The organism is Mesorhizobium sp. M0621 (genome assembly GCF_040320745.1).
GTDB lineage: Bacteria > Pseudomonadota > Alphaproteobacteria > Rhizobiales > Rhizobiaceae > Mesorhizobium.
Genome location: NZ_JAMYQF010000014.1, coordinates 101,711 through 127,799, shown reverse-complemented (window position 1 = coordinate 127,799; position 26,089 = coordinate 101,711). Strand labels below are relative to the sequence as shown.

The following is a 26,089-nucleotide window of genomic DNA, read 5'->3' as shown; positions in this document are numbered from 1 at the left end:
CATCTCAAAACACGAACAGGATGGAAACGAATCTCCATCCTGCTCGATAGGTCTTACCAGATCCTCATCCAGCCCAACTTAAGTGAACTGCATTAGGGTCATGCCCCGCTTTTTTTGTGACCGTCGCTTAATGCCTGGACTGCCGTTTCGGCTGGTAGCCCCCATCCGGCTTCTTGTCGAACATCTCCTTGATCTGCGGATGCCGGACCGGCTCACCCGATTGATCCTCGAGCAGATTCTGCTCGGAGACATAGGCGACGTACTCGGTCTCTGAATTCTCGGCGAGCAGATGGTAGAAGGGCTGATCCTTGCGCGGCCGTACGTCAGCGGGGATGGCTTCGTACCATTCGTCGGTGTTGGCGAATTGCGGATCGACGTCGAAAATGATGCCCCTGAATGGAAACAGCCGGTGGCGAACCACCTGTCCGATTGCGAATTTGGCTGTTTTCATCGTACTCACCACTGAATTCCTTGGCTTTATTTGGCGCAGACTGCGCCTCAATTCAATCCCGAAGCGTTTGAGCGCGCCCTGAAGCTACGCCGGACATGGCGCAAAGGTTTTACCGCATGCGGCTGATGTCGACGATCGTCGATGACGCAGCTTGTCGGAAACGGGAAGATCGCTGTCAGCGTGCCGGCCTTCGCAGGCCACCGACCAGCGCCGCGAAGCCGCTGCCGCTGCGAAGTCCCTCGCGCATGAAAAAAGCGCGAAGCGGCGCGAAGCCACCGAGCACGCCGAGCCCGGCAACGCGGGCCATCTGTGCCGGCAGCAGGTCGGAAAGCAGCGACATGTTGAGCAGATTGACCGCACTGCTGCGCGCCAGAATGTCGGGGCGGCGCTTGAAGTCGTAGGCCGCCAGGGCCTTGGCGGCTCCGGGGTCCGTGCGATTTTCTACAGCAATACCAATGAGATCGTCGACATCCCTGATACCGAGATTGAGGCCCTGCGCGCCGATCGGTGGAAACACGTGGGCGGCTTCGCCGACCAATGCTACCCGGTCTCTTGCGAAACGCAGCGGCGTCACCGCCGAAAGCGGGTAGATCTGCCGGCCCGGCTCGACCGTCACCCGGCCCAGCATCGACTGCATCTGCTGTTCGACCCGCGTCGAAAGCGTCGCATCGTCCAATGCGGCGAGTTCCGTCGCGGTCTCGGGTTTCACCACCCAGACCAGGCTCGAGCGATTGCCGGGCAGGGGAACCTGCGTGAACGGACCGGTCTCGGTGTGGAATTCCGTCGAGGTGAAGGCATGGTCGCCGCTGTGGCGGAAATTGAGGACAAGAGCTGCTTGCGGATAGGAGCGAGCCGAGGTCGAGATGCCGGCGGCCTGGCGCGCCGGCGACAGCCGTCCGTCGGCTGCGACCGCCAGTGATGCGTCCACCGTGCTGCCGTCGGCCAGGACGGCACGGGCGTATTCGGCATCGAGCTGCCAGTTCGCCACCATCGAGCGTCGCCATTCGATGCCGGCATGCGCGGCAACGGCGCTGGCGAGTGCCGGATTGAGGACGCTGTTGGGCAGGTTCAGCCCGAACTGGTCCTCGTCGATCTCGCTGGCGCGGAAGGTGACGACCGGACTGCGGATCAGCCGGCTGGTCGCATCGACGATGCGCATCACCTTCAGGGGCGCCGCCTTGGGCTTGACGGCATCGAGCACGCCCAGTTGCTCAAGCACTTTCAAGGCAGGGTTCATCAGGGCCGTCGTGCGGCCATCGGGGGCAGTGGCCTCCGGCCCGGCCAGCGTCACCGGGAAACCGGCAGCGGCAAAACCGAGCGCCGCGATCAGTCCTGCCGGCCCCGTGCCAGCAACCAGTATCCGCGCGGTTTGCTCATGCTCCAAGATCGGCTTCCGGCTTGCAATGCGAGGCGGCCACCCGGCCTGCCAGTCCATGAGCATATAGGGCAGATCATGCCGCTTGATCAACGCGGCGATTCGGCCCATTCGGATGTCATGACCGGCCAGCAGGACGACTTCAGCCATCTCGATCGCGTCGGCCGAGTCATGGCCGCTGTCGCGCGCAATCCTCGCGTCACGGTAAACGTCGCTGTCGGCGCTTGTATCCTGCTTGCCTGGCTATTCCTCGCCGCGATGGCAATCCGCGGCGCCGAAGGCGGGATTGCAGGCGTCAGTGCCCCCGGCGACACGATCCTGCGCTATCTGCCGCAACTGCCGCTGCCCGATTTCCTGGAACGGTTCTTTGCCCTCTGCCTCTCGCCGGCGCCGCTGGATGCAAGCCTCGGCCTGCGGGCCGGTGCACTCGTTTTGATGTGGTTCCTGATGGCGATCGCGACGATGCTGCCCTCCGCCGCGCCGATGATCCGCACTTACTGCGAGATCGCCGATACGGCACGCATCAAGGGCGAGCCGGTCGTCCATCCGCTGGTGCTGGTCGCCGGTTACCTCAGCGTCTGGCTCGCCGCCTCGGTGATGTTCGCGGGGCCGACCTTGACCACGCATGTGTTTGGTCCGCCCGGTGAGATGCTCGACCCTGTCGTCGGCATTGCCGGTGCGCTGGCGCTTCTGATTGCGGGCCTCTACCAGTTCAGCGGCTTGAAAGAGGCCTGCCTGACAAAGTGCAAGAACCCGTTCTCGATCCTTTTCGCGAACTGGAGCGCGAGGTCCGTCAGCATCTTCCGGCTTGGTGTCGCACAAGGCATTTGGTGCCTCGGCTGCTGCTGGGCGCTGATGCTGGTGATGTTCGCCGTTGGCGTCATGAACATCTTCTGGATGGCGTTGATCGGGCTGTTCACCCTGATCGAAAAACAAACGGCGAGCAGGGTTCCAACCCGGCTCGCCGGTGCGATACTGCTTGTCTGGGCAGCCGCGCTGCTAGTAGTCTCGCTGTGAGTGGGGGAAAATCGATGGCAGATCAGAGCTGGGCAATGAAAGGAGAGCTCGTACTCTCCTGCAATTGCACGGTTTTTTGCCCTTGCGTGCTGTCGCTCGGCAATCATCCGCCGACCGAAGGCTATTGCCAGACCTGGGCTGGGTTCCGCATCGACCGCGGTCATTTCGGCGACGTCGATCTGTCCGGTCTCAATCTCGGGCTGGTCATGGAAATCCCCGGTTATATGAGCCGCGGCAACTGGACCGCCGGCCTGTTCATCGACCAGCGTGCCTCGCTCTATGCGGCCAAGGCGCTGACGAAAATCTTCACCGGCAAGGCAGGCGGAACCACCTCGCTGCTCTCCATCCTCGTCGGCAAATTCCTCGGCGTCGAGCAGGTGCCGATCACCTACGAGACGCGTGACAAGACACGTATCTTCCAGATACCGAAGATCATCGACGGGGCGGTGACACCCATCCCCGGCAAGGATCGCGACAAGGATACGGTGATCAGCAATTCGGAATACTGGATCGCGCCCGAGATCATCGTGGCCAGGTCCGACAAAAGCAAGATGCGGGCTTTCGGCCGCAACTGGAATTTTGCCGGGCGTTCGGCGGAAATCTGCAAGCTGGATTGGCGGGGCCCGTGAGCAAGAACACAACCGCACGGAAAGCCGCCAAAAAGATTACCGACCGGATTCCGCGGCCGAAGAAGAAAGTCACATGGCCGCAGGCGAGGGCGTTCTCCGTCCATCTCTTGACCGCGTCGGGCTCGTTCCTGGCCTTCCTGTCGCTGGTGGCGGCAAGCGAAGAGCGCTGGACGGCGATGTTCTGGTGGCTCGGGCTGGCGCTGTTCGTCGACGGCATCGATGGGCCGATCGCCAGAAAGCTCGAGGTCAAGGAGATCCTGCCGACATGGTCGGGCGAACTGCTCGACAACATCATCGACTACGTCACCTACGTCCTGATCCCGGCCTTCGCGCTTTATCAGCGCGGCTTCATGGGCGAGGGCCTGTCGTTCCTGTCGGCGGCGATCATCGTCGTCTCCAGCGCCATCTACTATGCCGACACCGGCATGAAGACGAAGGAGAATTTCTTCAAGGGATTCCCCGTGGTCTGGAACATGGTGGTGTTTACACTGTTCGTCATCGAGCCCGGACAATGGGTCTCGTTCGCGGTGGTGGTGATGGCCGGCATTCTGACCTTCGTCCCGATCAACTTCATCCACCCGGTGCGGGTGGTGCGGCTGCGGCGCATCAATCTCGCGATGACCCTTTTGTGGTGCGCTTTCGGCGCGCTTGCCCTGGCGCAAGCGGCACTCGCCGCCTTCTACGATCAGATCGGCGTGCTGGGAGAACAAGTCGGCACCTTCACCAAGATCGGTATCACCATCACGGGGCTTTACCTCGCTAGCATTGGTGGCATCATGCAGCTCTTTCCAAATCTCGGTGCCAAAAAGGCCTGATCAGCCAGAGGAAGCCTAGCCTATGTCCAAAGCGATCCGCATCCACGCCCATGGTGGCCCGGAAGTCCTGACCTATGAGGAAGCCGACCCCGGCCAGCCGGGAGCAGGGCAGATCCTGATCCGGCACACGGCGATCGGCCTTAATTTTATCGATGTCTATCATCGCTCCGGCCTTTACCCGCCGCCCGGCGGGTTCCCGCTTGTCCCTGGCGGCGAAGCCGCCGGCGTCGTGCTGGGAGTCGGCAAGGGCGTTGAGTGGCTGAAGCCGGGAGATCGCATTGCCTATGCCGTGACGACAGGGGCTTACGCGCAAGAGCGCGTCATTGACGCCAGCCGCGTCGTCAAGGTGCCGGATGGCATCAGCGACGAACAGGCCGCCGCGATGATGTTGAAAGGCATGACCGCGGAATATCTGCTGCGTCGGACGTTCAAGGTGAAGGCCGGCGACACGATCCTGTTCCATGCCGCGGCGGGCGGTGTCGGATTGATCCTCGGCCAATGGGCCAAACATCTCGGCGCAACCGTCATCGGCACCGCCAGCTCATCCGACAAGATCGATCTCGCCAAGGAACACGGCTTCGACCATGTCATCAACTACAAGGAACAGGATTTCGTCGCCGGCGTCGCCGCCATCACCGGCGGCAGGAAATGCGATGTCGTCTACGATTCGGTCGGCAACGACACCTTTCCGGCCTCACTCGACTGCCTGAGACCGCTCGGCATGTTCGTCAGTTTCGGCCAGTCCTCGGGGCCGATCCCGCCGTTCAGCATGTCGCTGCTGGCGCAGAAGGGCTCGCTGTTCGCAACAAGGCCGACGCTGTTCGTCTACAATGCAAAACGCGAAGACCTCGAGGCCTCCGCCGAGGCCTTGTTCGAGGTCGTGCTCAGTGGCGCCGTCAAGATCAGGATCAACCAGCGCTATGCGCTCAAGGACGCCGGCAAGGCGCATTCCGATCTCGAGGGCCGCAGGACAACAGGAACGACCATTCTCATCCCCTAGAGACCGATTGCAAACTCTACTCTGGCGGCCAAAACAGTCTCTTAGTCCGTTCTTCCTTGCTATCGCTTGAATTTCCGCTGAAATTCTTGAAGCTCTTTCAAGACGCGTGCCGCTTTCCGATGAGAGCCGGCCGCGCCTACCATGCTTGCGGGAACACAGAACATGTCTGGCTAACCAGATGGGAGGCACTGTGAGTGCAAATCAGGACGGCGCGAACCTGCTCGAGGTGCGTGGCCTCACCAAGATATTCGGCACGCTGACAGCGTGCGATCATATCGATCTCGACATCGCCAGGGGTGAAATCCACGCTTTGCTCGGCGAAAACGGCGCCGGCAAATCGACGCTGGTCAAGATGCTGTTCGGCTCGCTGGAGCCCAATTCCGGCGAGATTTTCTGGAACGGCCAGGCGGTCAGGATCTCCAGCCCCGGCGTCGCGAAAAAACTCGGCATCGGCATGGTGTTCCAGCACTTTTCGCTGTTCGAGGCGCTGACCGCGGCCGAGAACATCGCGCTGTCGCTCGACGACGGCTCGCCGATCAGCACCATCGCGGCGAAGGCGAGGGCGCTTTCCTTCAGCTATGGCCTGCCGCTCGATCCCGAATCGCTGGTCGGCGACCTGTCCGTGGGCGAGCGCCAGCGCATCGAGATCATCCGCTGCCTGCTGCAGACGCCACAGCTTATCATCCTCGACGAGCCGACCTCGGTGCTGACGCCGCAGGAAGCCGACAAGCTGTTCGAGACGCTGGAGCGGCTGCGTTCGGAAGGCAAATCCATTCTCTATATTTCGCACCGGCTTGAAGAGGTCAAACGCATCTGCGACCGCGCCACCGTGCTGCGTCACGGCAAGGTCGTCGGCCACTGCAACCCGCGCGAGGAAACCGCTTCGTCGCTGGCTCGCATGATGGTCGGCAACGAGGTGCAGGCGGTGGTGCGCGCACCCGTCGAGGGCATCGCCACGGCGCAGCCGCTGCTCGAAATCCGCAACCTCAGCCGCAAGCCGGCAACACCGTTCTCGATCCCGCTCAAGAACATCAGCCTGAAAGTCCGCGCCGGCGAGGTGATCGGCATCGCGGGCGTCGCCGGCAACGGCCAGGGCGAGTTCTTTGAATCCGTCTCCGGCGAAGTATTGCAGCAGGATGCCGCCTCGGTGCGGATCCGCGGCAAGAATGCAGGCAATCTCTCCATCACCGGACGACGCCTGCTGGGCGCCGCTTTCGTCCCGGAAGAACGCCTCGGCCACGGCGCCGCGCCGCGCATGAAGCTTTCGGAAAACCTGCTGCTGTCACGCCATGCCACCGACGGCAAGGCCTTCGTCGGCGGCGGCGGAATGGTCAACAGCGCGGCCATCTACGCCGCCGCTCAACGCATCATCGAGGCGATGGACGTGCGCAAGAGCGCGCCGGATCCGGAGGCGGCGGCACTTTCGGGCGGCAATCTGCAGAAGTTCATCGTCGGCCGCGAACTCGACCGCCGGCCAAGCGTCATGGTCGTGAACCAGCCGACCTGGGGCGTCGACGCAGGTGCCGCTGCCCACATCCGCCAGGCCTTGATCGAGCTTTCGCGCAGCGGATCGGCGGTGCTGGTGATCAGCCAGGATCTCGACGAGCTGTTCGAGATATCGGATTCGATCGCGGTCATGCACAATGGCGCGCTGTCCAAGCCGATGCCGATCGCCGAGGCGACCTTCGAGAAGGTCGGCTTGCTGATGGGCGGCGCCGAACCCGGTCACGCCGAACACACGCTGGAGACGGCATGATGCGCCTCGAACTCGTCAAACGCCCGCAGCGCTCCGCGCTGTTTTCGGCCCTGTCGCCGTTCATCGCCTTCGCGCTGACGATCATCGCCGGCGCCATCATGTTCGCGCTGCTCGGCGTCAATCCGCTGACCGCATTCCGGATCTATTTCATCGAGCCGATCAGCCAGGTCTGGCAGTTGCATGAGCTGGCGATCAAGGCAGCGCCGCTCATCCTGATCGCCGTTGGCCTGTCGGTCTGCTACAAGGCCAACATCTGGAACATCGGCGCCGAAGGCCAGTTCATCCTCGGCGGCATTGTCGGTTCGATCATTCCGGTGCTGTATCCGCAGTTCGAAGGCCCGCTGGTGCTGCCGCTGATGCTGTTGCTCGGCATGGTCGGCGGCGCGGCCTATGCCGCGATCCCGGCTCTGCTCAAGACCCGCTTCGGCACCAACGAGATCCTGACCAGCCTGATGCTGGTCTATGTCGCCCAGCTTTTCCTCGACTGGCTGGTGCGCGGACCGTGGCGCGATCCGCAAGGCCATGGCTTTCCGCAGACGATCCAGTTCGGCGATTCGGCCGTGTTGCCGGAGCTGATGCCGGATGCCGGGCGGGCGAACTGGGGGTTTGTCTTCGCGCTGGTCGCCGCGGTGCTGGTCTGGATCCTGATGAGCCGCATGCTGAAGGGGTTTGAGGTGCGTGTGCTGGGCTCAAGCCCGCGGGCAGGGCGCTTCGCCGGCTTCGGCCTCAACCGCATGGTGTTCTTCGCCTTCCTGCTGTCGGGTGCGCTGGCGGGTCTTGCCGGCATCTCGGAAGTCTCCGGTGCCATCGGCCAGCTGCAGCCGGTCATTTCGCCCGGCTACGGCTTCACCGCCATCATCGTGGCGTTCCTTGGCCGCCTCAACCCGCTCGGTATCGTCGCCGCCGGCCTGGTGCTGGCGCTGACCTATCTCGGCGGCGAAGCAGTGCAGAGCGCGCTCGGCATCTCCGACAAGGTGGCGCGGGTGTTCCAGGGCATGCTTTTGTTCTTCGTGCTCGGCTGCGACACGCTCATCCACTACCGCATTCGACTGATCGGCCTGGCGCTGACCAAACAGGAAGGTGCCGCGAAACTCGAAGCCGCGCCGAAGCTGAAGGAAGCCCGTTGATGGACATCACCGTAAACATCCTTCTGACCATCGCCACGGCGGCAACGCCGCTGCTGATCGCGGCAATCGGCGAACTGGTGGTCGAGCGCTCCGGCGTGCTCAATCTCGGCGTCGAAGGTATGATGATCATGGGCGCCGTCGGCGGCTTCGGCGCGACCTATCTCACCGGATCACCCTGGATCGGCCTCCTGGCGGCAATTGCCATGGGAGCGGTGTTCTCGCTGCTGTTTGCCGTCATGACGCTGTCGCTGGCCACCAACCAGGTGGCGACCGGCCTGTCGCTGACGCTGCTCGGCCTTGGCCTCTCCGGCATGATGGGCACCAGTTTCGTCGGTCAGCCCGGCGAACGGCTGCCCAACCTCGACATTCCCGGCCTGACCTCGATCCCTGTGATCGGCAGATTGCTGTTCGGGCAGGACCCGATCTTCTACATTTCGATTGCGCTGACCGCCGCCGTCATGTGGTTCCTGTTCAAGACCCGGACCGGACTGACGCTGCGCTCGATCGGCGACAGCCACACGTCGGCCCATGCGCTTGGCATCAAGGTCATCCGCTATCGCTATCTCTCCGTGATTTTCGGCGGCGCCTGTGCCGGCCTCGCCGGCGGCCACCTGTCGCTGGTCTACACGCCGCAATGGGTCGAGAACATGAGTGCCGGCCGCGGCTGGATCGCGCTGGCTCTGGTGGTGTTCGCCTCGTGGCGGCCATGGCGGGTGCTGGCCGGCGCCTACATCTTCGGCGCGGTGTGGATCGGACAGCTTCATGCACAGGCTTTTGGCATTCCAGTGCCTTCACAGTTCCTTTCTTCGCTGCCCTATCTGGCAACCGTCGTGGTTCTCGTTCTAATCTCGCGCAACAAGCGTCTGACGATGATGAACACGCCGGCTTCTTTGGGGCAGCCATTCGTTCCGGATCGTTGACAACAAAAACAAACGGGAAGCTCCAAGGCTTAACTCAGAGAGGTAACACAATGAAAAAACTGCTTATTGCCCTGATGACCACGACCGCCGCCATGTCGCTGGCAGCGACGGCCGAGGCCGCTGACAAGCTGAAGGCCTGCTGGGTCTACACCGGCCCGATCGGCGACTTCGGCTACTCCTACCAGCACGACCAGGGCCGTCTCGAGGTGGAGAAGGCACTCGGTGACAAGGTCGAGACCGCCTATCTCGAAAACGTCTCCGAAGGCCCCGACGCCGACCGCGCTTTCGAGCGCCTGGCGCGCGAAGGCTGCAAGATCATCTTCGGCACCTCCTTCGGCTTCATGGACCCGGAAGTGAAGGTCGCCAAGAAATTTCCGAAGGTGATGTTCGAGCACGCAACCGGCTACAAGACCGCGGACAATCTCGGCATCTACAATGCGCGTTTCTACGAAGGCCGCTACGTGCTCGGCCAGATCGCCGCCAAGGAATCGAAGGCAGGCGTTGCCGGCTACATCGTTTCCTTCCCGATTCCCGAAGTGGTGATGGGCATCAATTCCTTCATGCTCGGCGCACAGTCGATCAATCCGAACTTCAAGGCCAAGATCGTCTGGGTGAATTCGTGGTTCGATCCGGGCAAGGAAGCCGACGCCGCCAAGGCGCTGTTCGACCAGGGCGCCGACATCATCGTCCAGCACACCGATTCGACCGCTGCCCTGCAGGTGGCGGAAGAGCGCAAGCTGCATGGCTTCGGCCAGTCCTCGGACATGATCAAGTTTGCGCCGAACGCGCAGCTGACCTCGCTCACCGACGAATGGGGCCCGTACTATATCAGCCGGGTCCAGGCAGCCCTCGACGGCACCTGGAAGCCCGACAACGTCTGGCTCGGCATCAAGGACGGCGCGGTCAAGCTCGCGCCTTTCACCAACATGCCCGACGACGTGAAGGCGATGGCGGAAGCCACCGAAAAGAAGATCGCCGACGGCTGGAACCCCTTCACCGGACCGATCGCCAAGCAGGACGGCACGCCGTGGCTGAAGGATGGCGAAGTCGCCGACGACGGCACGCTGCTCGGCATGAATTTTTATGTGAAGGGCGTCGACGACAAGCTGCCGCAGTAAGCAGCGCGAGATATCAAAGTGAAGAGGGCGCCACGCGGCGCCCCTTTTCATTCGGCTGGTTGCGTCCCAACAGAGACGCGGCGGAATCGCGCCAGACCGGCATCAACCGCGCGGCCGAGCCAGATCCTGAGCAGCCGCTGCGCGGGTCGTTCGCAGGTGCGCCAGATCGCCCACGACACGAAGACCATGAGCGCGATGCAGCCAAAGGCGGCAAACCGTTTCCCGGCCAGAGGTGCCGCGGCATTGATGGCGAGATAGCCGATATTCTGGTGCAGCAGATAGAGCGGATAGGTCAGCCCGCCCAGCGCCAGGGTGAGCGCCGACGGCCTGACACGGTGGCGCAGCAGCACCGCGCCGATCAAGGCCGCGTGCATGACGACGTTGGCGACGACGAGATTGGCCGAGGAGACGGCAATGCCGTAGTGGCCGAGCATCCAGTGCTGCGTCACCGACAGCGTGCCGCAGGAGATCAGGAACGATGCAGCAAGCAGCAGCAAGGCCGGCAGCGAACGGCCATGTGCATGGAGGTGGTGGAGCAGCACGCCAGCAGCGAAGAACGATCCGAACTCGGTGATGAACAGCAGCCTGGCAGCACTGCTGCCGATGACGAATTCGTTCCAGGCCGAGATGGCCAGCCAGATGAAGATCAGCTCCAGCTTGCGTTTCTGGAACAGCCCGGCGAGGAGGGCCAGCGTCACCCATCCGTAGAACACCAGTTCAAGCACGATCGACCAGTAGACGCCGTCCATGAAGGGTTGGCCGAAGGCCGGTGCGAACATCGACAGATTGGCGGCATATTGACCGGGAGACGTTGGAAGCAGCGGCGTACCGGCAAGGAAGACAATCGCGAAGGTGATCGTCATGCAGAGCAGGAAGCCCGGATAGAGGCGAACGAACCGCGCGATCGCAAATTGGTCCCAGCGGCGGTTTTCCGCCGACCAGGCAATGACGAAACCGCTGATCAGGAAGAACAGATTGACGCCGAGATAGCCGTAGAGGGCGAACGGCGCGGCAAGCGGATATCCCTCGGTGAGAAACCCTTCAGCGGCAGCGCCGCGAAAGAAATAGTGAAAGAACATAACGGCAAGTGCCGCTGCCAGCCTGAGCAGGTCCAGCGTCGCGATGTAGTCTTGCCTGGGAGGTCTGATGTCCATGCGAATTCCCGCATCCACGATGCGGAAACCATAGAGCGGATCGCGACCGAGCGGGTTAAAAGGCCGGAACTATCGCCAGATGTAGTAACCAGATGTAGTAAATAGAGGGCGTGCCGATACCGTTAGACCGCCGAACCATAGAGGTCATAGGCGTCGGCGCGGTCGATCTTGACGGTGACGATGTCGCCTTGACGCAGCGGACGGCGCGACTGGATGTGGACCGAGCCGTCGATCTCGGGCGCGTCGTATTTGGTGCGGCCCTTGGCCGACGTGCCGTGCGCCTCGTCGATCAGCACCGGCAGGCGCTTGCCAACCTTCTTGGCCAGTTGCGTCGCCGAAATTTTCTGCTGGCGCTGCATGAAGCGGTGCCAGCGCGCCTCCTTGATCTCCTGCGGGACCTGCTCGAGACCGAGATCGTTGGAGCGGGCGCCCCGGACCGGCTCGTATTTGAAGCAGCCGGCGCGATCGATCTTGGCTTCATCGAGCCAGTCGAGCAGCATCTCGAAATCGTCGTCGGTCTCGCCGGGGAAGCCGACGATGAAGGTCGAGCGGATGGCGAGATCCGGGCAGACCTCGCGCCAGCCGCGAATGCGCTCGAGCGTCTTTTCGCCATGTGCCGGGCGGCGCATGTTCTTCAACACCTGCGGCGAGGCATGCTGGAAGGGAATGTCGAGATAGGGAAGGATCTTGCCTTCCGCCATCAGCGGGATGACGTCGGCGACATGCGGGTAGGGATAGACATAGTGCATGCGTACCCAGATGCCGAGCTTGCCCAATTCCTCGGACAGATCGAGGAATTTCGCCCGCACTTCGCGATCGCCGAACATGGACGTCTGGTACTTGATGTCGATGCCGTAGGCGCTGGTGTCCTGCGAGATGACCAGGAGCTCCTTGACGCCTGCCTTGGCCAGTTTCTCGGCCTCGCGCAGCACATCGGCGGCCGGCCGCGAAACGAGGTCGCCACGCAGTGCGGGAATGATGCAGAAGGTGCAGCGGTTGTTGCAGCCTTCGGAAATCTTGAGATAGGCGTAGTGGCGCGGCGTCAGCTTGACGCCCTGAGGCGGCAGTAGATCGATATAGGGATCGTGCGAAGGCGGTGCGGCCTCATGCACGGCCGCCATCACGCTCTCATAGGCCTGCGGTCCGGTGATCGCCAGCACATTGGGATGTCTCTCGCGAATGACATCCGGCTCGGCGCCGAGGCAGCCGGTAACAATGACCCGACCATTCTCCGAAAGCGCGGAGCCGATGGCATTGAGCGACTCGTCGCGGGCGGAATCGAGAAAGCCGCAAGTGTTGACGACGACAAGATCGGCCCCATCATGCTTGCGTGCGATCTCGTAGCCTTCGGCACGCAGGCGCGTGATGATACGCTCCGAATCCACAAGGGCCTTCGGGCATCCAAGACTGACAAAACTCACGCGGGGAGCGGACATAGAGGGTTTTCCGGGCTTTTCAGGATTGCCGGCGCAGTACCACACTTATTGCGGCATTGGTATGGGCACGCCTGCGATGCGGCAAAACGCACTGCGGATATGCTTTTCCGGATCGAAGACGTGGCGGACAGCCGCCTCAGCTGACCGCGCCGTTTACATGCGGCCAGACTTCCACCGCACCGCGATAGACCATGTCCACCGCGACATAGAGAATGATCAGCAGGCCGACATAGGCGATCCAGCGGTGGCGCTGCAGCAGTTTTGCGATGAAAGTCGCGGCGAGGCCCATCAGCGCGATCGACAGCACGAGGCCGATGACCAGCACCGGAAAATGATCGCGCGCGGCGCCCGCGACCGCCAGCACGTTGTCGAGCGACATCGACACGTCGGCGACGACAATCTGCAAGGCTGCCTGGCCGAGCGTCTTGCGCTTCGCCTTGCCGGCCACCGCTTTGTCGCTGTTGAGATCGGAATTCGACAGCGCCTCGGTCGCTTCCAGTTCATCGGCATGGGACGTGCGCAACTCGCGGTACATCTTCCAGCAGACCCACAGCAGCAAGATACCGCCGGCCAGCAGCAGGCCGACGATCGCCAGCAGCTTGACGGTGACCGCGGCAAACCCGATGCGCAGCACCGTTGCCGCCAGCACGCCGATGAGGATCGCCTTCTTGCGTTGGTCAGCCGGCAGGCCGGCAGCGGCAAGGCCGATGACGATCGCATTGTCGCCGGCCAGCACGAGGTCGATGGCGATGACCTGGAGCAGGGCGGTCAGGCTGGCAGCGCTGAAAAAAATGTCCATCGACCGGAAGCCCTTGCTGATTTTGCCGAGTGTTCGTCGATTAGCCAGAGGCCCTAACTTGGTGGTCCCTTGGCGTCAAGGGATCACGCGTGGTGGCGTCACTGAAGCATCGTTACGGCGAAGTCGGATCTAAGGTTCGGCGGCGCTCGCCGGCACCCGGGCAAAACCATGGCCGACAACAAATCAATCGTAGAGATTGTACTTTGCCCAATCGGCTTCCGGAATCTCGTCACCGATCCGATAGCGGAGCTGCAAAACTTCCATATGGTCGGGCGCCGTCTGGCACTTGAATTTCAGCCGGTACCATTGCCCCTTGCTGCGAAACGCAGCGCCCGGGCTTTTGATTGCATCCGCGCCCATCTCGGGCGTCGCGAAGGCATAGGCGACGACGCGATCGGCTTTGAACTTGCGATCGTCGTGGGTGATCCGGTCGAGCACTTCGGCGTCACAACGCTGTTCAAGACGGGTTTGGGGGTCGAGTTTCAACAGACCGGCGCGCAATGCACTATCCATTGCGTTGGCTGGAAAACTCAGTGTCACTGACGCCAAGGCGGTCATGCAGAGCTTCTTCATAGGCCGGACTAGCAACATATTTTGTCGGATAAATCAACCAAGCGGACCGCCTCTAACCCCGCAGGCGTCATCAATCAAATGGTCGACGCGTTCAAAATTGCGTGTCGGGATTCATCGTGCGATGCCTGTGGCCAACGGACCAACGAGGCGCGGCCAGCATCGGTGAGACCATAGAGACCACGATCGACGCGCGCGAACCAGCCATAGACATTGTGCTGCAGGATCTTCGGCGCGATCGGCGTCAGCGCCTTCAGATCGCGCGGCCGCCTGGGTCCGTCCACCATCGCGGCAGCGCAGGCGAGGGCGCTTTGCCGATAGGCCGTCATGATCGGATTGCGCGATCCTCCTCCCGCAACGGGGTCGCCGCGACGGCGCTGGTGCTCGTCGACCAGACGGGAGCGCCGGCGCGCATTCTTGCGCGGCGCCAGCGCGATCGGGCTAAGGAGCACTTCGACCCGGTCAGTCGCGGTCACGCCAAGCAGGCCGAAGCCAAGGCGACGGCAGAGATTGCGAAACCTGGCGTCGCTTTCGCGGCCCTTGCCCCGGGCCGACATGCGTGCGGCCAGCCACACCTCGTCGCAGACCGTCGCGCGATCGACACCTTGCAACACCAGTTCGAGATTGAACTGCAGCTTCAGTTCGCAGATGACGACGACGGTCGGCTCACCTTCGCGCAGCGCGACGATGTCGCAGCCGCCGATCTCGCCTTTGACGACGAAGTCGAGGCTTTCGAGGAACCGCTTCACCGGCGCATAGAGTGACGTCTCGTTCATGCCTCGAAGGTTTAGCCGATTCGATGCGAAAAGCCTCCCGCGGGCGGGGCGCCTGACGGCCCGCCCGAAAACCGTCGATGTCAGGCTTCGGTGCTCGGCGCCGGTCGATTCAATGGCTTCCCGCGGGGCAGGAGCGGATAAGCGATCTGACCGAAATAGGTGGAGGGGATCGGATCGTCGACGCCGTATTTCTCCGGCACCTTGTCGCCGGTGACATTGTAGGTGCCGAACATCACGTCGAGGAAAGGCAATTGCCCGGCGAAGTTCTTGTCATAGGCCTCGCGCTGGTTAGCATGGTGCCAGCGATGGAACTGCGGGCTGGCGATCAGCCACTTCAAAGGGCCGAACGGAATCCGCACGTTTGAATGAACAAGCAGGGTGTGCCCAAGGTAGATAATCGAGAAGACAGCGATCGAAGCTTCGGAGAAGCCAAGGAAAAAGATCGGCGTCAGCGATATTGCCTTTGTGACGATGGCGTCGACCGGGTGATTGTGGAAAGCACCGAGCCAGTCCAGATCCTCGATGCCGTGGTGGATCGCGTGGAACTTCCAAAGCGCCGGGATTTTATGGAAGGCCCGATGTGCCCAATAGACGCCGATGTCGGCGATCAGGATGATTTCCGCAACCTGCAGCCAGACGGGCTGACCGCTGACGGCTTGCGTTATCGATTGCGGGACCAGAATTGCAGCGGCGCCGAGGGCACCTGCCGCCATGATGGCGATGGCCACCTTTATGATGAAGCCGTTGAACAACAGATAGATCAGATCGACAGCCAGACCCTTGCGGAAAATCTTCTGCGGCCGCTCGGCGAACAGATGTTCGAACGGAATGAAGATCAGCCCGCAGATCAACAATGCCTTGATGCCAAAGATATCCATTCAATCGCCCCCGGCGCGCCGCCTGCACCTCCGAGAAGAACCACATCTTCCCTTTCCAAAGGCTGAAGGCTCTGTGTTCGCGCAGAGGCGCCGTCAGCGCGAATCGTGGGACAGAAACGCGGGGCGCTGAAACGGAAATTATCAAGCCATTGATTTTGTTGTAATTTCTTCAATTTGTGGCGGAGGAAGTGGGATTCGAACCCACGGTGAGCTTGCACCCACGCCGGTTTTCAAGACCGGTGCCTTAAACCGCTCGGCCATTCCTCCATCGTGACTTTTCAATCACTTGAAGCGCTACGTTGTCGGCCGGTTTTGACCTGTTGGCACCGGATTGGCACCGAAGGCGTTGCCGAACGGTTCGCGCTTCATTCCTGTAGTGCGGCATTAAGGGCTGCGTCAACCACTGCTGCGGCATCTTCCTACTGTCCGGGCAGCATTTGGCGGACCGTACTGGCCACCAAGGCCAAAGCCTTGGCACCGGTGTGGTTAGTGACCCGTAATGGGTCAATCAATTTGGCACTGCAATTGCATTGAGACGATTGTGGGTTGGGGCAGGGCCTGTCGCCTCGCAAATGAGGCGGCAGGCCCTCGCTTAAGCGGCCTCGTCGATATGGCGCAGACATGCCGATGTCGCATGCCTCAAAGCGCCAGACACCAGCGAATGGACCCGAGTCGTGATCGCGGAGGGCTAGCGCGCCGATTGTTTCTTGGCGTGTGCGGCGACTGCACAGAGGAAGGCCAATGCGGCGGCATCGCAGGCCGTCCGAGATGGGCCCTTGGCGAAAAGCACGGCGTCCGCAGCTCGTATCGTTAAGCCATGCTTTTTGGCGAAAGAGGTAACTTCGTAAGGCTGATCATCTTCAGATATATGGCCGATGCCGAAATCGTAATTCATGCGACTACATCCTCCCAGTTCGCTACCTTTTCCCTCCTCGCCCTGAGGCAAAGTTAACAGCCGGCGCGTCGCGCGAGTCCAGCAATTAGGGATTGTGTAAAACGATATAACTCCGCACCGACTGCATCTTGTTGTTGCCGATGATGCCGGCCTCGCCATCGGGCAGGGAAGCGGTCACTGTGGGCGACGCAAAGCCGTGACTGTTCAGGAGTGTCGGCACGGTAACTGCGTCACAATCTTGCCTGGTTCCGGCCACAATCGGTTAATACCGTGATAAACAATTCCTGCGCACAAAGGACCGGGGTTCAAGGCGTCGTTATGTTCGTCGAGTGAGTGTTTCGGCTCCTCTGATGCTTGAGCGCGGCGTCGAGACTGAAGGGGACATCAGGAAAATGCAGGCTGTGACGCACCCGCGTCTTCGTCGCGCTGCCACAGTCGCGTTGTTCGCCATGTCGGCCGCCTTGCTGGCGGCTTGCGCGTCGCAGCCTGAGCCGAAAGCGATGGTCTACAAGAAGACCCGCTCCAAGGAATATTTCTCCGAATCCGAATATGGCGTGAAGGCAAGCCCACGTGTGTTCTCCCAGAACGGGCGCATGCAACGCGGCGGCGGCAGGGATCAGCTCGGCAAGCCCTATCAAGTCCGCGGCAAGTGGTATTACCCCCGGGAAGACAAGCGCTACGCCAAGGTCGGTCTGGCCTCCTGGTACGGCGATGCCTTCCATGGTCGGCTTACCGCCAATGGCGAAGTCTATGACATGACGCATCTGACGGCGGCGCATCCGACCATGCCGCTACCAAGCTATGCCCGTGTTACCAATCTCAAGACCGGCAGTTCGGTCATCGTTCGCGTCAACGATCGCGGCCCATATCATGAAGGCCGCATCATCGATGTGTCGGAGCGCGCAGCCCAGATGCTTGATTATGCCAACATCGGCACTGCTCAAGTGAAGGTCGAGTATGTCGGCCGTGCACCGCTCGACGGCGATGACGACCAGTATCTGATGGCCTCCTACCACCCCGGCAACAGGGCGCCGGATCCGTCGGATGGGCTGCCGACCGGTGTCATGGTCGCCATGAACGGGCCTTCGCCAAGCCTGACTGCCGGCACTGCCGCCGTACCGTTTCCAGGTCAATTGACCGATTCCGGGGTCGTCCAGCCGGTCATGTCGGCGCAGACGCCGGCCTACGGCGATCTGGCGCTGCCCGATTTCGGACCGATCGTGCCGGAACGCCCGGAGATCAGTCTGCCGCGGCAATCGCCGTTTGCCGTGGCCTCGCTGTCCTATGCGGACGAGCGGGTCGAACGCGCCTCCAATGCCTTCGCCGCACTGGGCGGCGACGGCATGTCGCCGGCCGACGTCCTTCAATCGTGGAAGCGGCAGCCGCCTCCGGCCGGTCTGTCCACCGATTACGTCGCTGCGGGTTCGTTCGAGGATGCAGCGCAGGCCAAGCGCGTTGCCGCTCAGCTTGCCGCATTCGGCAAGATCGAGATCCAGCGTTCGGAACTCGATGGCGAGGACTGGTATTCGGTCAATCTCTATCCCGATGGCCAACGCAACCTGGATGATTTGCTGCAGGCAGCATGGTCGCATGGCGCGCCGGATGCGCTGGCTGTGCGCAACTGAGCGCAAGCCAGGCCGGATTTCCGTTGCACGGTTGATCCGCCGCGCAAAAAGCCTGATACCTTTCGCGGGCTTGCCGGCCGTGCCGGCCAATGGGTCGAACATCATGCAATTGCGCTTGCTCCAGCCTCTCGCCGGGCTTCTGATTTTTGCCCTGCTGCTGTTTTCCCAGGCTCCAGCCCGTGCGCAGCTATTCGAGACCAAGGCCACGCAGGTCTTCATGATCGATGCCGAGACCGGGACGGTGCTGTTTTCGAAGAACGCCGACAAGCCGATACCGCCGGCCTCGATGGCCAAGCTGATGACCATGGAAGTGGTGTTCAACGCCATCAAGTCCGGCCGCCTGAAGCTCGACGATACGTTCGTGGTCAGCGAAAACGCCTGGCGCAAGGGTGGGGCGCCTTCGGGAACATCGACGATGTTTGCCAAGCTCAAATCGTCGATCCGGCTCGAGGATCTGATTCAGGGCGTGACCGTACAGGCGGCCAATGACGGCTGCATCGTCATCGCCGAAGGCATGTCTGGGTCCGAGGACAATTTCGCCGCGCAGATGACCGAACGCGCCCGCCAGATCGGCCTCAAGACCTCGACCTTCGTCAATTCGACCGGCCTGCCGGCGGATGGCCAGCAGACGACCGTACGCGAGCTGGCGCAGCTGGCCGTGCACCTATGGCGCGAATATCCGGATTTCTATCGCTACTATGGCCAGAAGGATTTTACCTGGAACAAGATCTCGCAGAGGAACCGCAATCCGCTGCTGGCGATGGACATCGGCGCCGACGGCCTGGCGGTCGGTGCCAGCGAGACGTCGGGTTTCGGCATCGTCGGTTCGGTCAGCCACAACGGCACGCGGGTGATCGCGGCGATGAGCGGCCTGGCCTCCGACAAGGAGCGCGCCGAGGAGGCGCGAAAGCTGCTCGACTGGGGCGTCCGCTCCTTCGAGAAGACCGAAATCTTCGCCAAGGACGAAGTGGTCGGCGAGGCTCAGGTTTTCGGCGGTGCCAAATCCGAAGTGACGCTAAAGGCCAAAGGTCCGATCGACATCTTCCTGCCGATCACCAACCGCGACAAGCTGACAGCCAGGATCGTCTACAACGGCCCAGTTGCGGCACCGGTGGAGGAGGGGCAGCCGGTGGGTGCGCTGCGCGTCTGGATCGGCGATACGCTGAGCCAGGAGACGCCGCTTTTCGCCGCCGAATCGATCGGCGTCGGCACATTGCCGCAGCGCGCGCTCGACGCCGTCAAGGAACTGGCGGTCGGCTGGCTGCGCTAATGTATGTCGCTCAGAAGTGGCCCCGGTTTTGGGGAAACGACATGCATAAAAGCAAAAAATCGACGGCATGGACGTTTCGTCGAACGCGGACTATCTAGAGCGCTACAATCCCATTCATACATGGACAAGAAGGCCTCTCGGTTGGCACGCGGATTTTTCATCACCTTCGAAGGCGGCGAAGGAGCAGGCAAGTCGACGCAGATCGAGCGGCTGGCCAGGAAGATGCGCGCCAAGAAATACGATGTCCTCCTTACCCGTGAACCGGGCGGCTCGCCGGGCGCCGAAGCGGTCAGGCATGTGCTGCTTTCGGGCGCCGCCGAACCGTTCGGGCCGAAGATGGAGGCGCTGCTTTTCGCCGCCGCGCGTTCCGACCATGTCGAGCAGGTCATCCGGCCAGCGGTCGAACGTGGCTCCATAGTGCTTTGCGACCGCTTCCTGGATTCCTCACGCGTCTACCAGGGTGTCACCGGTGGCATCGATCCGGCGTTCATGGATGCGCTGGAGCAGGTCGCCATCAACGGCATGATGCCGGACATGACGCTGATCTTCGACATCGATCCGGCCGAAGGCCTGAGGCGCGCAACGCTGCGGCGCGGTGCCGACGCAGACGCCGACCGCTTCGAAAAAGAGACGCTGGCGATCCATCAGGCGCGCCGCGAGGCGTTCCTGGCGATCGCCGCGGCCGAGCCGGAACGCTGTATCGTCATCGACGCGGCCGCCGATCCGGATGCGGTCGAGAATGTCGTCACCGCCACCGTGTTCGTGGCGCTGGAGGCAAGAACGCCGTCGCGCAACAGGCAGGCGACGCCGGCATGATCTTCGAACGCATCGCCCCGGAGCAGCACGACACGCTGGACGGCGTGCCCGAGCCATCCGAAACGCCATTTCTGGTCGGACACAGCCAAGCCGCCGGCATGCTCACCGCCGCCTACCGTGCGGGAAAGCTGCCGCATGCGCTGATCTTCTCCGGGCCGGTCGGCATCGGCAAAGCGACGCTTGCCTTCCATCTTGCGCATCATCTACTGAAGCACCCGGATTTCGCGCAGGCGCCGCAAAACCTTGCCACTCCCGATCCGGCCTCGTCGCTGTTTCGCCAGATCGCCACCGGGGCGCATCCTGGCGTGCTGCATCTGACCCGGCCGCTGAACGACAAAACCAAGAGCTTCAAGACCGTCGTCACCGTCGATGAAATCCGCAAGGTCAACCGCTTCCTGTCGCTGACCTCGCATGACGGCAGCTACCGGGTCGTCATCGTCGACCCGGCCGATGACATGAACACCAATGCCGCCAACGCCTTGCTGAAGAATCTTGAAGAGCCGCCGGCACGAACCTTGTTCATCCTGATCGTCCACGCGCCGGGCAGCCTGCTGCCGACAATCCGGTCGCGCTGTCAGGTGGTGCGATTGACGCCACTCGACGCCGACGAACTGATGGCAGTGCTGGAAACGGCGGAGCCGCCGCCGCCTGGCGATCCGGTGGCACGCGCGGCGCTGGTCGAGCGGGCAGGGGGCAGCGCCCGCAACGCCATCCTGTTGACGCAGTATGGCGGGTTGGAGATCGCCTCCACGCTCGACGCCCTGGTCACGGGAAGAAAGAGCGATGTCGGCGGCGCGTTCCGCCTTGCCGAGGCCGTGGCCGGCCGCGACCAGGCGATCCAGTTCGATATCTTCAACCGCCGGGCACTGGATCTGTTATCGGATGCGGCAAGCCAGGCGGCGTTGGCGGGCGATCTCGCACGGGCCAAAACGCTGTCGGACACTTGGCACGAGGCGCTGGACGCTATATCTGAGACCGACACCTACAATCTCGACAAGAAGCAGCACGCCTTGACCATGATCGACCGCCTGAATTCTGCAATGCGAATGTGACTGGGTTTCCGGGATCGGGATGGCAAATGCTGCCCCGATACGATATCCACCGCCACGCCTTTCATTCAGACATTCATGACGGTTCATTCATGTCACGCGACAAATTCTACATCACCACCCCGATCTTTTATCCGAACGGCAAGCCGCATATCGGCCACGCCTATACGGTCATTGCAACCGACGCGCTGGCTCGCTTCCAGCGCCTGGACGGCAAGGACGTCTTCTTCCTGACCGGTACCGACGAACACGGCCTCAAAATGCAGCAGACGGCCGAGAAGGAAGGCATCGCGCCTCTGGCGCTGGCCGACCGCAATTCGGCGATTTTCCGCGCGATGACCGAGGCTATGGGTGGCTCGAATGACGAGTACATTCGCACGACGGAACCGCGCCACTACGAATCCTGCCAGGCAATCTGGAAAGCGATGGCCGCCAACGGCGACATCTATCTCGACCGCTACAGCGGCTGGTACTCGGTCCGCCAGGAAGCCTATTTCGATGAAGGTGAGACGACGCTCGGCGAGGATGGCGTGCGCCGCGAACCGCTTGGCTCGCCCGTCGAATGGAACGAAGAGGAAAGTTATTTCTTCCGGCTTTCTGCCTATCAGGACAAATTGCTGGCCCTTTATGACAGCCGGCCTGACTTCGTCGGCCCGACTGAGCGCCGCAACGAGGTGCAGAGCTTCGTCAAGTCCGGGCTGAAGGATCTGTCGGTCTCGCGCACCACCTTCAAATGGGGCGTGCCGGTGCCGGGCGACGACAAGCATGTGATGTATGTCTGGGTCGACGCCTTGACCAACTACATCACCGCCGCCGGCTATCCCGACACGAAGGCCGAGAAATGGCAGTATTGGCCGGCCACGCATATCATCGGCAAGGACATTGTCCGCTTCCATGCGGTCTACTGGCCGGCCTTTCTGATGTCGGCCGGCATCGAGTTGCCAAAGCGCGTTTTCGCGCATGGCTTCCTGTTCAACCGCGGCGAGAAAATGTCGAAATCGGTTGGCAACGTCGTCGATCCATTCGCGATGGTCGAGCACTACGGTCTCGACCAGGTGCGCTATTTCTTCCTGCGCGAGGTGCCGTTCGGCCAGGACGGCAGCTACAGCCATGACGCGATCGTCAACCGCACCAATGCCGACCTTGCCAATGGTCTCGGCAATCTGGCGCAGCGCTCGCTGTCGATGATCGCCAAGAACTGCGGCGGCGTGGTGTCGGGGCGCGGCGACCTGACGGAAGCCGACAAGGCGATCCTCGATCAGGCAGCGGCGGCTCTTGCCACGGCGCGCAAGGCGATGGCTGGGCAAGGCATTCATCTGGCACTGGCGGCGATCTTCGACGTGGTGGCGGAAGCCGACCGGTACTTTGCCGGCGAGGCACCATGGGCGCTGAAGAAGACCAACCCGGCGCGCATGGAAACCGTACTGTGGACCACCGCGGAAGTCGTCCGGCGCGTGGCGATCTTGTGCCAACCCTTTGTTCCGGGATCGGCCACGAAACTGCTCGACCTGCTGGCGGCGCCGGCGGAGAGCCGCGATTTCGTGCATGTCCACGCGGACCATGCGCTGGTGCCTGGCACTGCGTTGCCCGTGCCGGAAGGCGTGTTTCCGCGTTATGTCGAACAGCCGGACGCGAAAATCTGATGCTTGTCGACAGTCATTGCCATCTGGATTTCCCAGATTTTGCCGAGGAGCGGGCGGCCATTGTCGCCCGCGCCAAGGCGGCCGGAATCGGCCGCATGGTGACGATCTCAACGCGCGTGAAGCGGTTTCAGCAAATCATTGAAATCGCCGAAACTTTCGATGAAGTCTACTGTTCGGTCGGCACCCATCCGCACAATGCCGCGGAAGAGCTGGACGTCACCACCGAAGAGCTTGTTCGTTTGGCTGCCCACCCGAAGGTGGTGGCGATCGGCGAGGCCGGTCTCGACTATTTCTACGACAAGGCGCCGCGCGATGCGCAGGCGCAAGGCTTTCGCAATCACATCGCCGCGGCGCGCGAAACGGGGCTGCCGCTGGTCATCCATTCGCGCGATGCCGACGACGACATGGCAGCCATCCTCGAAGACGAAACAGGGAAGGGCGCCTTCCCCTTCATCCTGCATTGCTTTTCCTCCGGACGCCGACTTGCCGAGGTGGGCGTCGCTCTCGGCGGCTACGTGTCCTTTTCGGGCATCCTGACTTTCAAGAATTCGGCTGAGTTGCGCGCCATTGCCGCCGATGTGCCGCATGACCGCCTGCTGGTCGAAACCGACGCACCCTATCTGGCGCCCATCCCGTTTCGCGGCAAGCGCAACGAGCCGGCCTATGTCGCGCACACAGCCAAGGTACTGGCCGAAACAATCGGCGTCAGCGAGGCTGAAATCGCTGATCTGACAACCAACAATTTCTTCCGCCTGTTCAGCAAGATGCCGCGACCTCCGGAGCAAAGTGCGTGAACGATGACTGACCGGCTGCGCCTTACCATTCTCGGCTGCGGCTCGTCGCCAGGCACGCCGCGCATCACCGGCGACTGGGGCAAATGCGATCCGGACAATCCGAAGAACCGGCGCATGCGCACTGCTGCACTGGTCGAGCGGATCGCGGCCAACGGCAGCCGCACGACCGTCGTCATCGACACCGGGCCCGATTTCCGCGAGCAGATGCTGCTGGCCCGCGTCAAACGCATCGATGCGGTCGTCTATACGCACCCGCATGCCGACCATATCCACGGCATCGACGATCTGCGTGGTTTCGTCCTCGATCAGCGCCAGCTGATCGATATCCATGCCGACAGCATAACAATGCTTCGGCTGCGGGAAGCATTCGGATACTGTTTCGAGACGCCGCAAGGCAGTTCCTATCCGCCGATCGTCAGGCCGCATCTCATCGACCATGCCAGGCCGGTGGTCATCGAAGGAGAGGGGGGTACCCTCACCCTCGAGCCGCTGCCGCAGATCCATGGCGACATCATATCGCTCGGCTTCCGCATCGGCGCGCTCGCTTATTGCCCTGATATCAGCGGCTTTCCGGTGGCCACCGCCGAACGGCTGCGCGACCTCGACGTGCTGATCATCGACGCGCTGCAATACAGGACGCACCCAAGTCACCTGTCACTTGGCGAGGCGCTTGAATGGATCGGGCGATTGGCGCCAAGACACGCCGTGCTGACGCATATGCATGTACCGCTCGACTACGCCGCAGTGATGGCTGAGACCCCAGCCAACGTCGAGCCGGCCTATGATGGAATGATAATCGAAATCCCTTACGAATCAGTGCGATGCGAATAGGCCTTCATGAGGGCTTTCGGCTCCTCGGCGCAAATATCAGCAGCGTTCCGATCCGCTCGTAGCCCATCCGGGGATAAAGCAGCGCCCCGGCGTGAGTTGCAGCCAGCACCGAGTACCTCGACCCACGCACCCGATCGTCGTGCAACATTTTCGACATCAAAGCCTGGCCAATGCCGCGGCGCCGGTGCGAAGGCTCGACATACATGCTCGAACACCACGTGGCTCCCACGGCATCCAAGCTGCGCACGCGACCAACGATATCGGCACCATCGACCGCTACATACTGGCGGAACGGCGCGCTGTCGCCGAGTAAATCGTCCGCGATCGGCTGCCTGCGGATGATCCTTCCCAACTGCGCCGCCCGTTCGGCTGTCCGCACGCGTTCGACCGAAGCAACCGCTGGCGGGCTCGGAATCTGGCGCAATCGGTGGACGAAAAAGCCTTCGGTCCGAAGCAGCCGGTAGCCGAGAGCTTTGTAGGCGGCTCGTGTCGGCCCGTCCGGATACTCGTTCGCGATCACGACGGAAATGGCAAACCCCGGCCGTGCATGCTGCCGCACGATGGCATCGGCCTCTTGAGCGGCGACGTCATGGACGACCCATTCCTCGCCGCGGTAGTCGCGAGGATTCTTACGCTCGGCGTCGCGCATCAGCCACAACGGTCCGACGCGGCTGGCCTCATAAGGAAAGGTGCGGCTTCTGTCGGCGCTGTGTCCATGCACGAACACGTCGACGGCCGCTTCGATCTCACTGTTTGCCTTCTGCATTTCTACAGCCTAGCGTTGGCTATCCGCTCAAGGCAATACGACACACTTGGCTCAAGCTTATGAAAATCAGCGGTAATTTTCGGTTCTCGGCTGAAGCGCCAGTTCCATAATCTATCTTATGCGACTTTCTGATGTAGCAGCTAGCGCGACAGTTGCTCCCAGTTAGAAAGGCCGGCCAACGTGAAGCTGGAAAGGAAGGCTGGCGACAGGCCTCCCATGCTGTCTTGGCCGCCCTGCCCGGATATTGTAGGCCATCCGAGCTCCGCGCGTGTGATCGCGGCCGTGCTGTAGCCATTCGGCGTCGAGGGTCTGTGGATTGACCACGGTCAGCTTGAGATCATTCTTCTTCGCCGTCATCGCAGTATCGAACGCTCTCGTCTGCTGTTGGACAACGATTGGGATGGCGCCTTCCGAAAGGCCTCGACTTCCTGCTCGATGGCCTCTCTCCCAGATAATGAATCCTTGCTTGCCATCGGTGCCGTCAGCGCATCGCCACTCTGGTTCATCTGCCGGATTCTTGATGCTACTTTCGGCAGGCGTTTGCCTTTACAGGCAGGTCTGGTAGCGCTACCGTTTCAT

The 26,089-nt window shown here is 62.0% G+C and carries 25 protein-coding genes, 1 tRNA gene and 2 pseudogenes; 16 read left to right on the top strand and 12 right to left on the bottom strand.

What is annotated here, in order from left to right:
• Positions 1 to 127: 127 nt before the first annotated feature.
• Positions 128 to 451, bottom strand: coding sequence for a heat shock protein HspQ (gene hspQ, locus NKI38_RS12960; RefSeq protein WP_023757801.1), 324 nt, complete (start codon positions 449 to 451; stop codon positions 128 to 130).
• A 175-nt stretch (positions 452 to 626) separates the two neighbouring features.
• Complete coding sequence (locus tag NKI38_RS12955) at positions 627 to 1,835, bottom strand: UbiH/UbiF family hydroxylase (RefSeq protein WP_352658072.1); 1,209 nt, start codon at positions 1,833 to 1,835, stop codon at positions 627 to 629.
• Between the two features lie 69 nt (positions 1,836 to 1,904).
• On the opposite strand from NKI38_RS12955, the gene NKI38_RS12950 reads away from it, so the two are divergent.
• The 8 genes from NKI38_RS12950 (at position 1,905) to NKI38_RS12915 (ending at position 10,208) form a co-directional block, all read left to right on the top strand.
• Complete coding sequence (locus NKI38_RS12950) at positions 1,905 to 2,843, top strand: DUF2182 domain-containing protein (RefSeq protein ID WP_352658069.1); 939 nt, start codon at positions 1,905 to 1,907, stop codon at positions 2,841 to 2,843.
• A 14-nt stretch (positions 2,844 to 2,857) separates the two neighbouring features.
• Positions 2,858 to 3,472: a DUF1326 domain-containing protein gene (locus NKI38_RS12945; RefSeq protein WP_352658067.1), complete on the top strand. Its 615-nt coding sequence runs from the start codon at positions 2,858 to 2,860 to the stop codon at positions 3,470 to 3,472.
• The gene (pcsA, locus tag NKI38_RS12940; RefSeq protein WP_352658064.1) at positions 3,469 to 4,287 is read left to right on the top strand and encodes a phosphatidylcholine synthase; all 819 of its coding nucleotides are present in this window, start codon (positions 3,469 to 3,471) and stop codon (positions 4,285 to 4,287) included. Before NKI38_RS12945 ends, pcsA begins: the two co-directional genes overlap by 4 nt.
• A gap of 22 nt (positions 4,288 to 4,309) precedes the next feature.
• Complete coding sequence (locus tag NKI38_RS12935) at positions 4,310 to 5,287, top strand: quinone oxidoreductase family protein (protein WP_352658061.1); 978 nt, start codon at positions 4,310 to 4,312, stop codon at positions 5,285 to 5,287.
• A 178-nt stretch (positions 5,288 to 5,465) separates the two neighbouring features.
• The gene (locus NKI38_RS12930) at positions 5,466 to 7,043 is read left to right on the top strand and encodes an ABC transporter ATP-binding protein (protein WP_352658058.1); all 1,578 of its coding nucleotides are present in this window, start codon (positions 5,466 to 5,468) and stop codon (positions 7,041 to 7,043) included.
• Entirely contained in the window at positions 7,040 to 8,170 is a 1,131-nt protein-coding gene (locus NKI38_RS12925) for an ABC transporter permease (RefSeq protein ID WP_352658055.1), read from the top strand. The genes NKI38_RS12930 and NKI38_RS12925 overlap by 4 nt, the downstream gene beginning before the upstream one ends.
• Positions 8,170 to 9,090: an ABC transporter permease gene (locus NKI38_RS12920; RefSeq protein ID WP_352635368.1), complete on the top strand. Its 921-nt coding sequence runs from the start codon at positions 8,170 to 8,172 to the stop codon at positions 9,088 to 9,090. Before NKI38_RS12925 ends, NKI38_RS12920 begins: the two co-directional genes overlap by 1 nt.
• A 50-nt stretch (positions 9,091 to 9,140) precedes the next feature.
• Positions 9,141 to 10,208, top strand: coding sequence for a BMP family ABC transporter substrate-binding protein (locus NKI38_RS12915; protein ID WP_352658052.1), 1,068 nt, complete (start codon positions 9,141 to 9,143; stop codon positions 10,206 to 10,208).
• A 47-nt stretch (positions 10,209 to 10,255) separates the two neighbouring features.
• On the opposite strand, the gene NKI38_RS12910 is transcribed toward NKI38_RS12915, so the two are convergent.
• The 8 genes from NKI38_RS12910 to NKI38_RS12875 all read right to left on the bottom strand — a co-directional run bounded on the left by NKI38_RS12910 (position 10,256) and on the right by NKI38_RS12875 (position 16,716).
• Entirely contained in the window at positions 10,256 to 11,362 is a 1,107-nt protein-coding gene (locus tag NKI38_RS12910; protein WP_352658049.1) for an acyltransferase family protein, read from the bottom strand.
• A 122-nt stretch (positions 11,363 to 11,484) separates the two neighbouring features.
• On the bottom strand, positions 11,485 to 12,798 hold the full coding sequence (gene rimO, locus NKI38_RS12905) for a 30S ribosomal protein S12 methylthiotransferase RimO (RefSeq protein WP_126069141.1): 1,314 nt from the start codon (positions 12,796 to 12,798) through the stop codon (positions 11,485 to 11,487).
• 136 nt (positions 12,799 to 12,934) lie between these two features.
• On the bottom strand, positions 12,935 to 13,597 hold the full coding sequence (locus tag NKI38_RS12900) for a TerC family protein (protein WP_352658047.1): 663 nt from the start codon (positions 13,595 to 13,597) through the stop codon (positions 12,935 to 12,937).
• Positions 13,598 to 13,780: 183 nt separating this feature from the next.
• Entirely contained in the window at positions 13,781 to 14,188 is a 408-nt protein-coding gene (locus NKI38_RS12895) for a DUF930 domain-containing protein (RefSeq protein ID WP_352658044.1), read from the bottom strand.
• A 56-nt stretch (positions 14,189 to 14,244) separates the two neighbouring features.
• The gene (locus NKI38_RS12890; protein ID WP_352658042.1) at positions 14,245 to 14,943 is read right to left on the bottom strand and encodes a DUF2161 domain-containing phosphodiesterase; all 699 of its coding nucleotides are present in this window, start codon (positions 14,941 to 14,943) and stop codon (positions 14,245 to 14,247) included.
• An 80-nt stretch (positions 14,944 to 15,023) separates the two neighbouring features.
• The gene (locus tag NKI38_RS12885; RefSeq protein WP_352658039.1) at positions 15,024 to 15,821 is read right to left on the bottom strand and encodes a sterol desaturase family protein; all 798 of its coding nucleotides are present in this window, start codon (positions 15,819 to 15,821) and stop codon (positions 15,024 to 15,026) included.
• A 177-nt stretch (positions 15,822 to 15,998) separates the two neighbouring features.
• A tRNA-Ser gene (locus tag NKI38_RS12880) sits at positions 15,999 to 16,088 on the bottom strand.
• Between the two features lie 421 nt (positions 16,089 to 16,509).
• Entirely contained in the window at positions 16,510 to 16,716 is a 207-nt protein-coding gene (locus NKI38_RS12875; RefSeq protein ID WP_352658037.1) for a hypothetical protein, read from the bottom strand.
• Positions 16,717 to 17,108: 392 nt separating this feature from the next.
• On the opposite strand from NKI38_RS12875, the gene NKI38_RS12870 reads away from it, so the two are divergent.
• From NKI38_RS12870 to NKI38_RS12840, 7 genes are all read left to right on the top strand, one after another.
• Positions 17,109 to 18,341 (top strand): septal ring lytic transglycosylase RlpA family protein, encoded by a 1,233-nt coding sequence (locus NKI38_RS12870; RefSeq protein ID WP_352658034.1) that lies wholly within the window; start codon positions 17,109 to 17,111, stop codon positions 18,339 to 18,341.
• A gap of 103 nt (positions 18,342 to 18,444) precedes the next feature.
• On the top strand, positions 18,445 to 19,611 hold the full coding sequence (locus NKI38_RS12865) for a D-alanyl-D-alanine carboxypeptidase family protein (protein WP_352658089.1): 1,167 nt from the start codon (positions 18,445 to 18,447) through the stop codon (positions 19,609 to 19,611).
• A 141-nt stretch (positions 19,612 to 19,752) separates the two neighbouring features.
• The gene (gene tmk / locus NKI38_RS12860) at positions 19,753 to 20,427 is read left to right on the top strand and encodes a dTMP kinase (RefSeq protein WP_352658031.1); all 675 of its coding nucleotides are present in this window, start codon (positions 19,753 to 19,755) and stop codon (positions 20,425 to 20,427) included.
• On the top strand, positions 20,424 to 21,479 hold the full coding sequence (locus NKI38_RS12855) for a DNA polymerase III subunit delta' (RefSeq protein WP_352658028.1): 1,056 nt from the start codon (positions 20,424 to 20,426) through the stop codon (positions 21,477 to 21,479). The genes tmk and NKI38_RS12855 overlap by 4 nt, the downstream gene beginning before the upstream one ends.
• An 89-nt stretch (positions 21,480 to 21,568) precedes the next feature.
• Positions 21,569 to 23,119 carry a methionine--tRNA ligase gene (metG, locus tag NKI38_RS12850; RefSeq protein ID WP_352658025.1) on the top strand — a complete coding sequence of 517 codons (1,551 nt, stop codon included), beginning with the start codon at positions 21,569 to 21,571 and terminating at the stop codon, positions 23,117 to 23,119.
• The gene (locus NKI38_RS12845; protein ID WP_352658022.1) at positions 23,119 to 23,913 is read left to right on the top strand and encodes a TatD family hydrolase; all 795 of its coding nucleotides are present in this window, start codon (positions 23,119 to 23,121) and stop codon (positions 23,911 to 23,913) included. The genes metG and NKI38_RS12845 overlap by 1 nt, the downstream gene beginning before the upstream one ends.
• A 3-nt stretch (positions 23,914 to 23,916) precedes the next feature.
• The gene (locus NKI38_RS12840; protein ID WP_352658019.1) at positions 23,917 to 24,744 is read left to right on the top strand and encodes an MBL fold metallo-hydrolase; all 828 of its coding nucleotides are present in this window, start codon (positions 23,917 to 23,919) and stop codon (positions 24,742 to 24,744) included.
• 4 nt (positions 24,745 to 24,748) lie between these two features.
• Here the strand turns inward: NKI38_RS12840 and NKI38_RS12835 are convergent, their stop codons facing one another.
• A complete protein-coding gene (locus NKI38_RS12835) occupies positions 24,749 to 25,510 on the bottom strand; it encodes a GNAT family N-acetyltransferase (protein ID WP_352658016.1) in 762 nt (253 codons plus the stop codon).
• Positions 25,511 to 25,704: 194 nt separating this feature from the next.
• Positions 25,705 to 25,867, bottom strand: a pseudogene (locus NKI38_RS12830) (RidA family protein); the annotation flags it as partial.
• A gap of 3 nt (positions 25,868 to 25,870) precedes the next feature.
• Here NKI38_RS12830 and NKI38_RS12825 point away from each other — a divergent pair.
• A pseudogene (locus NKI38_RS12825) lies at positions 25,871 to 25,965 on the top strand (TetR family transcriptional regulator); the annotation flags it as partial.
• Between the last annotated feature and the right edge of the window lie 124 nt (positions 25,966 to 26,089).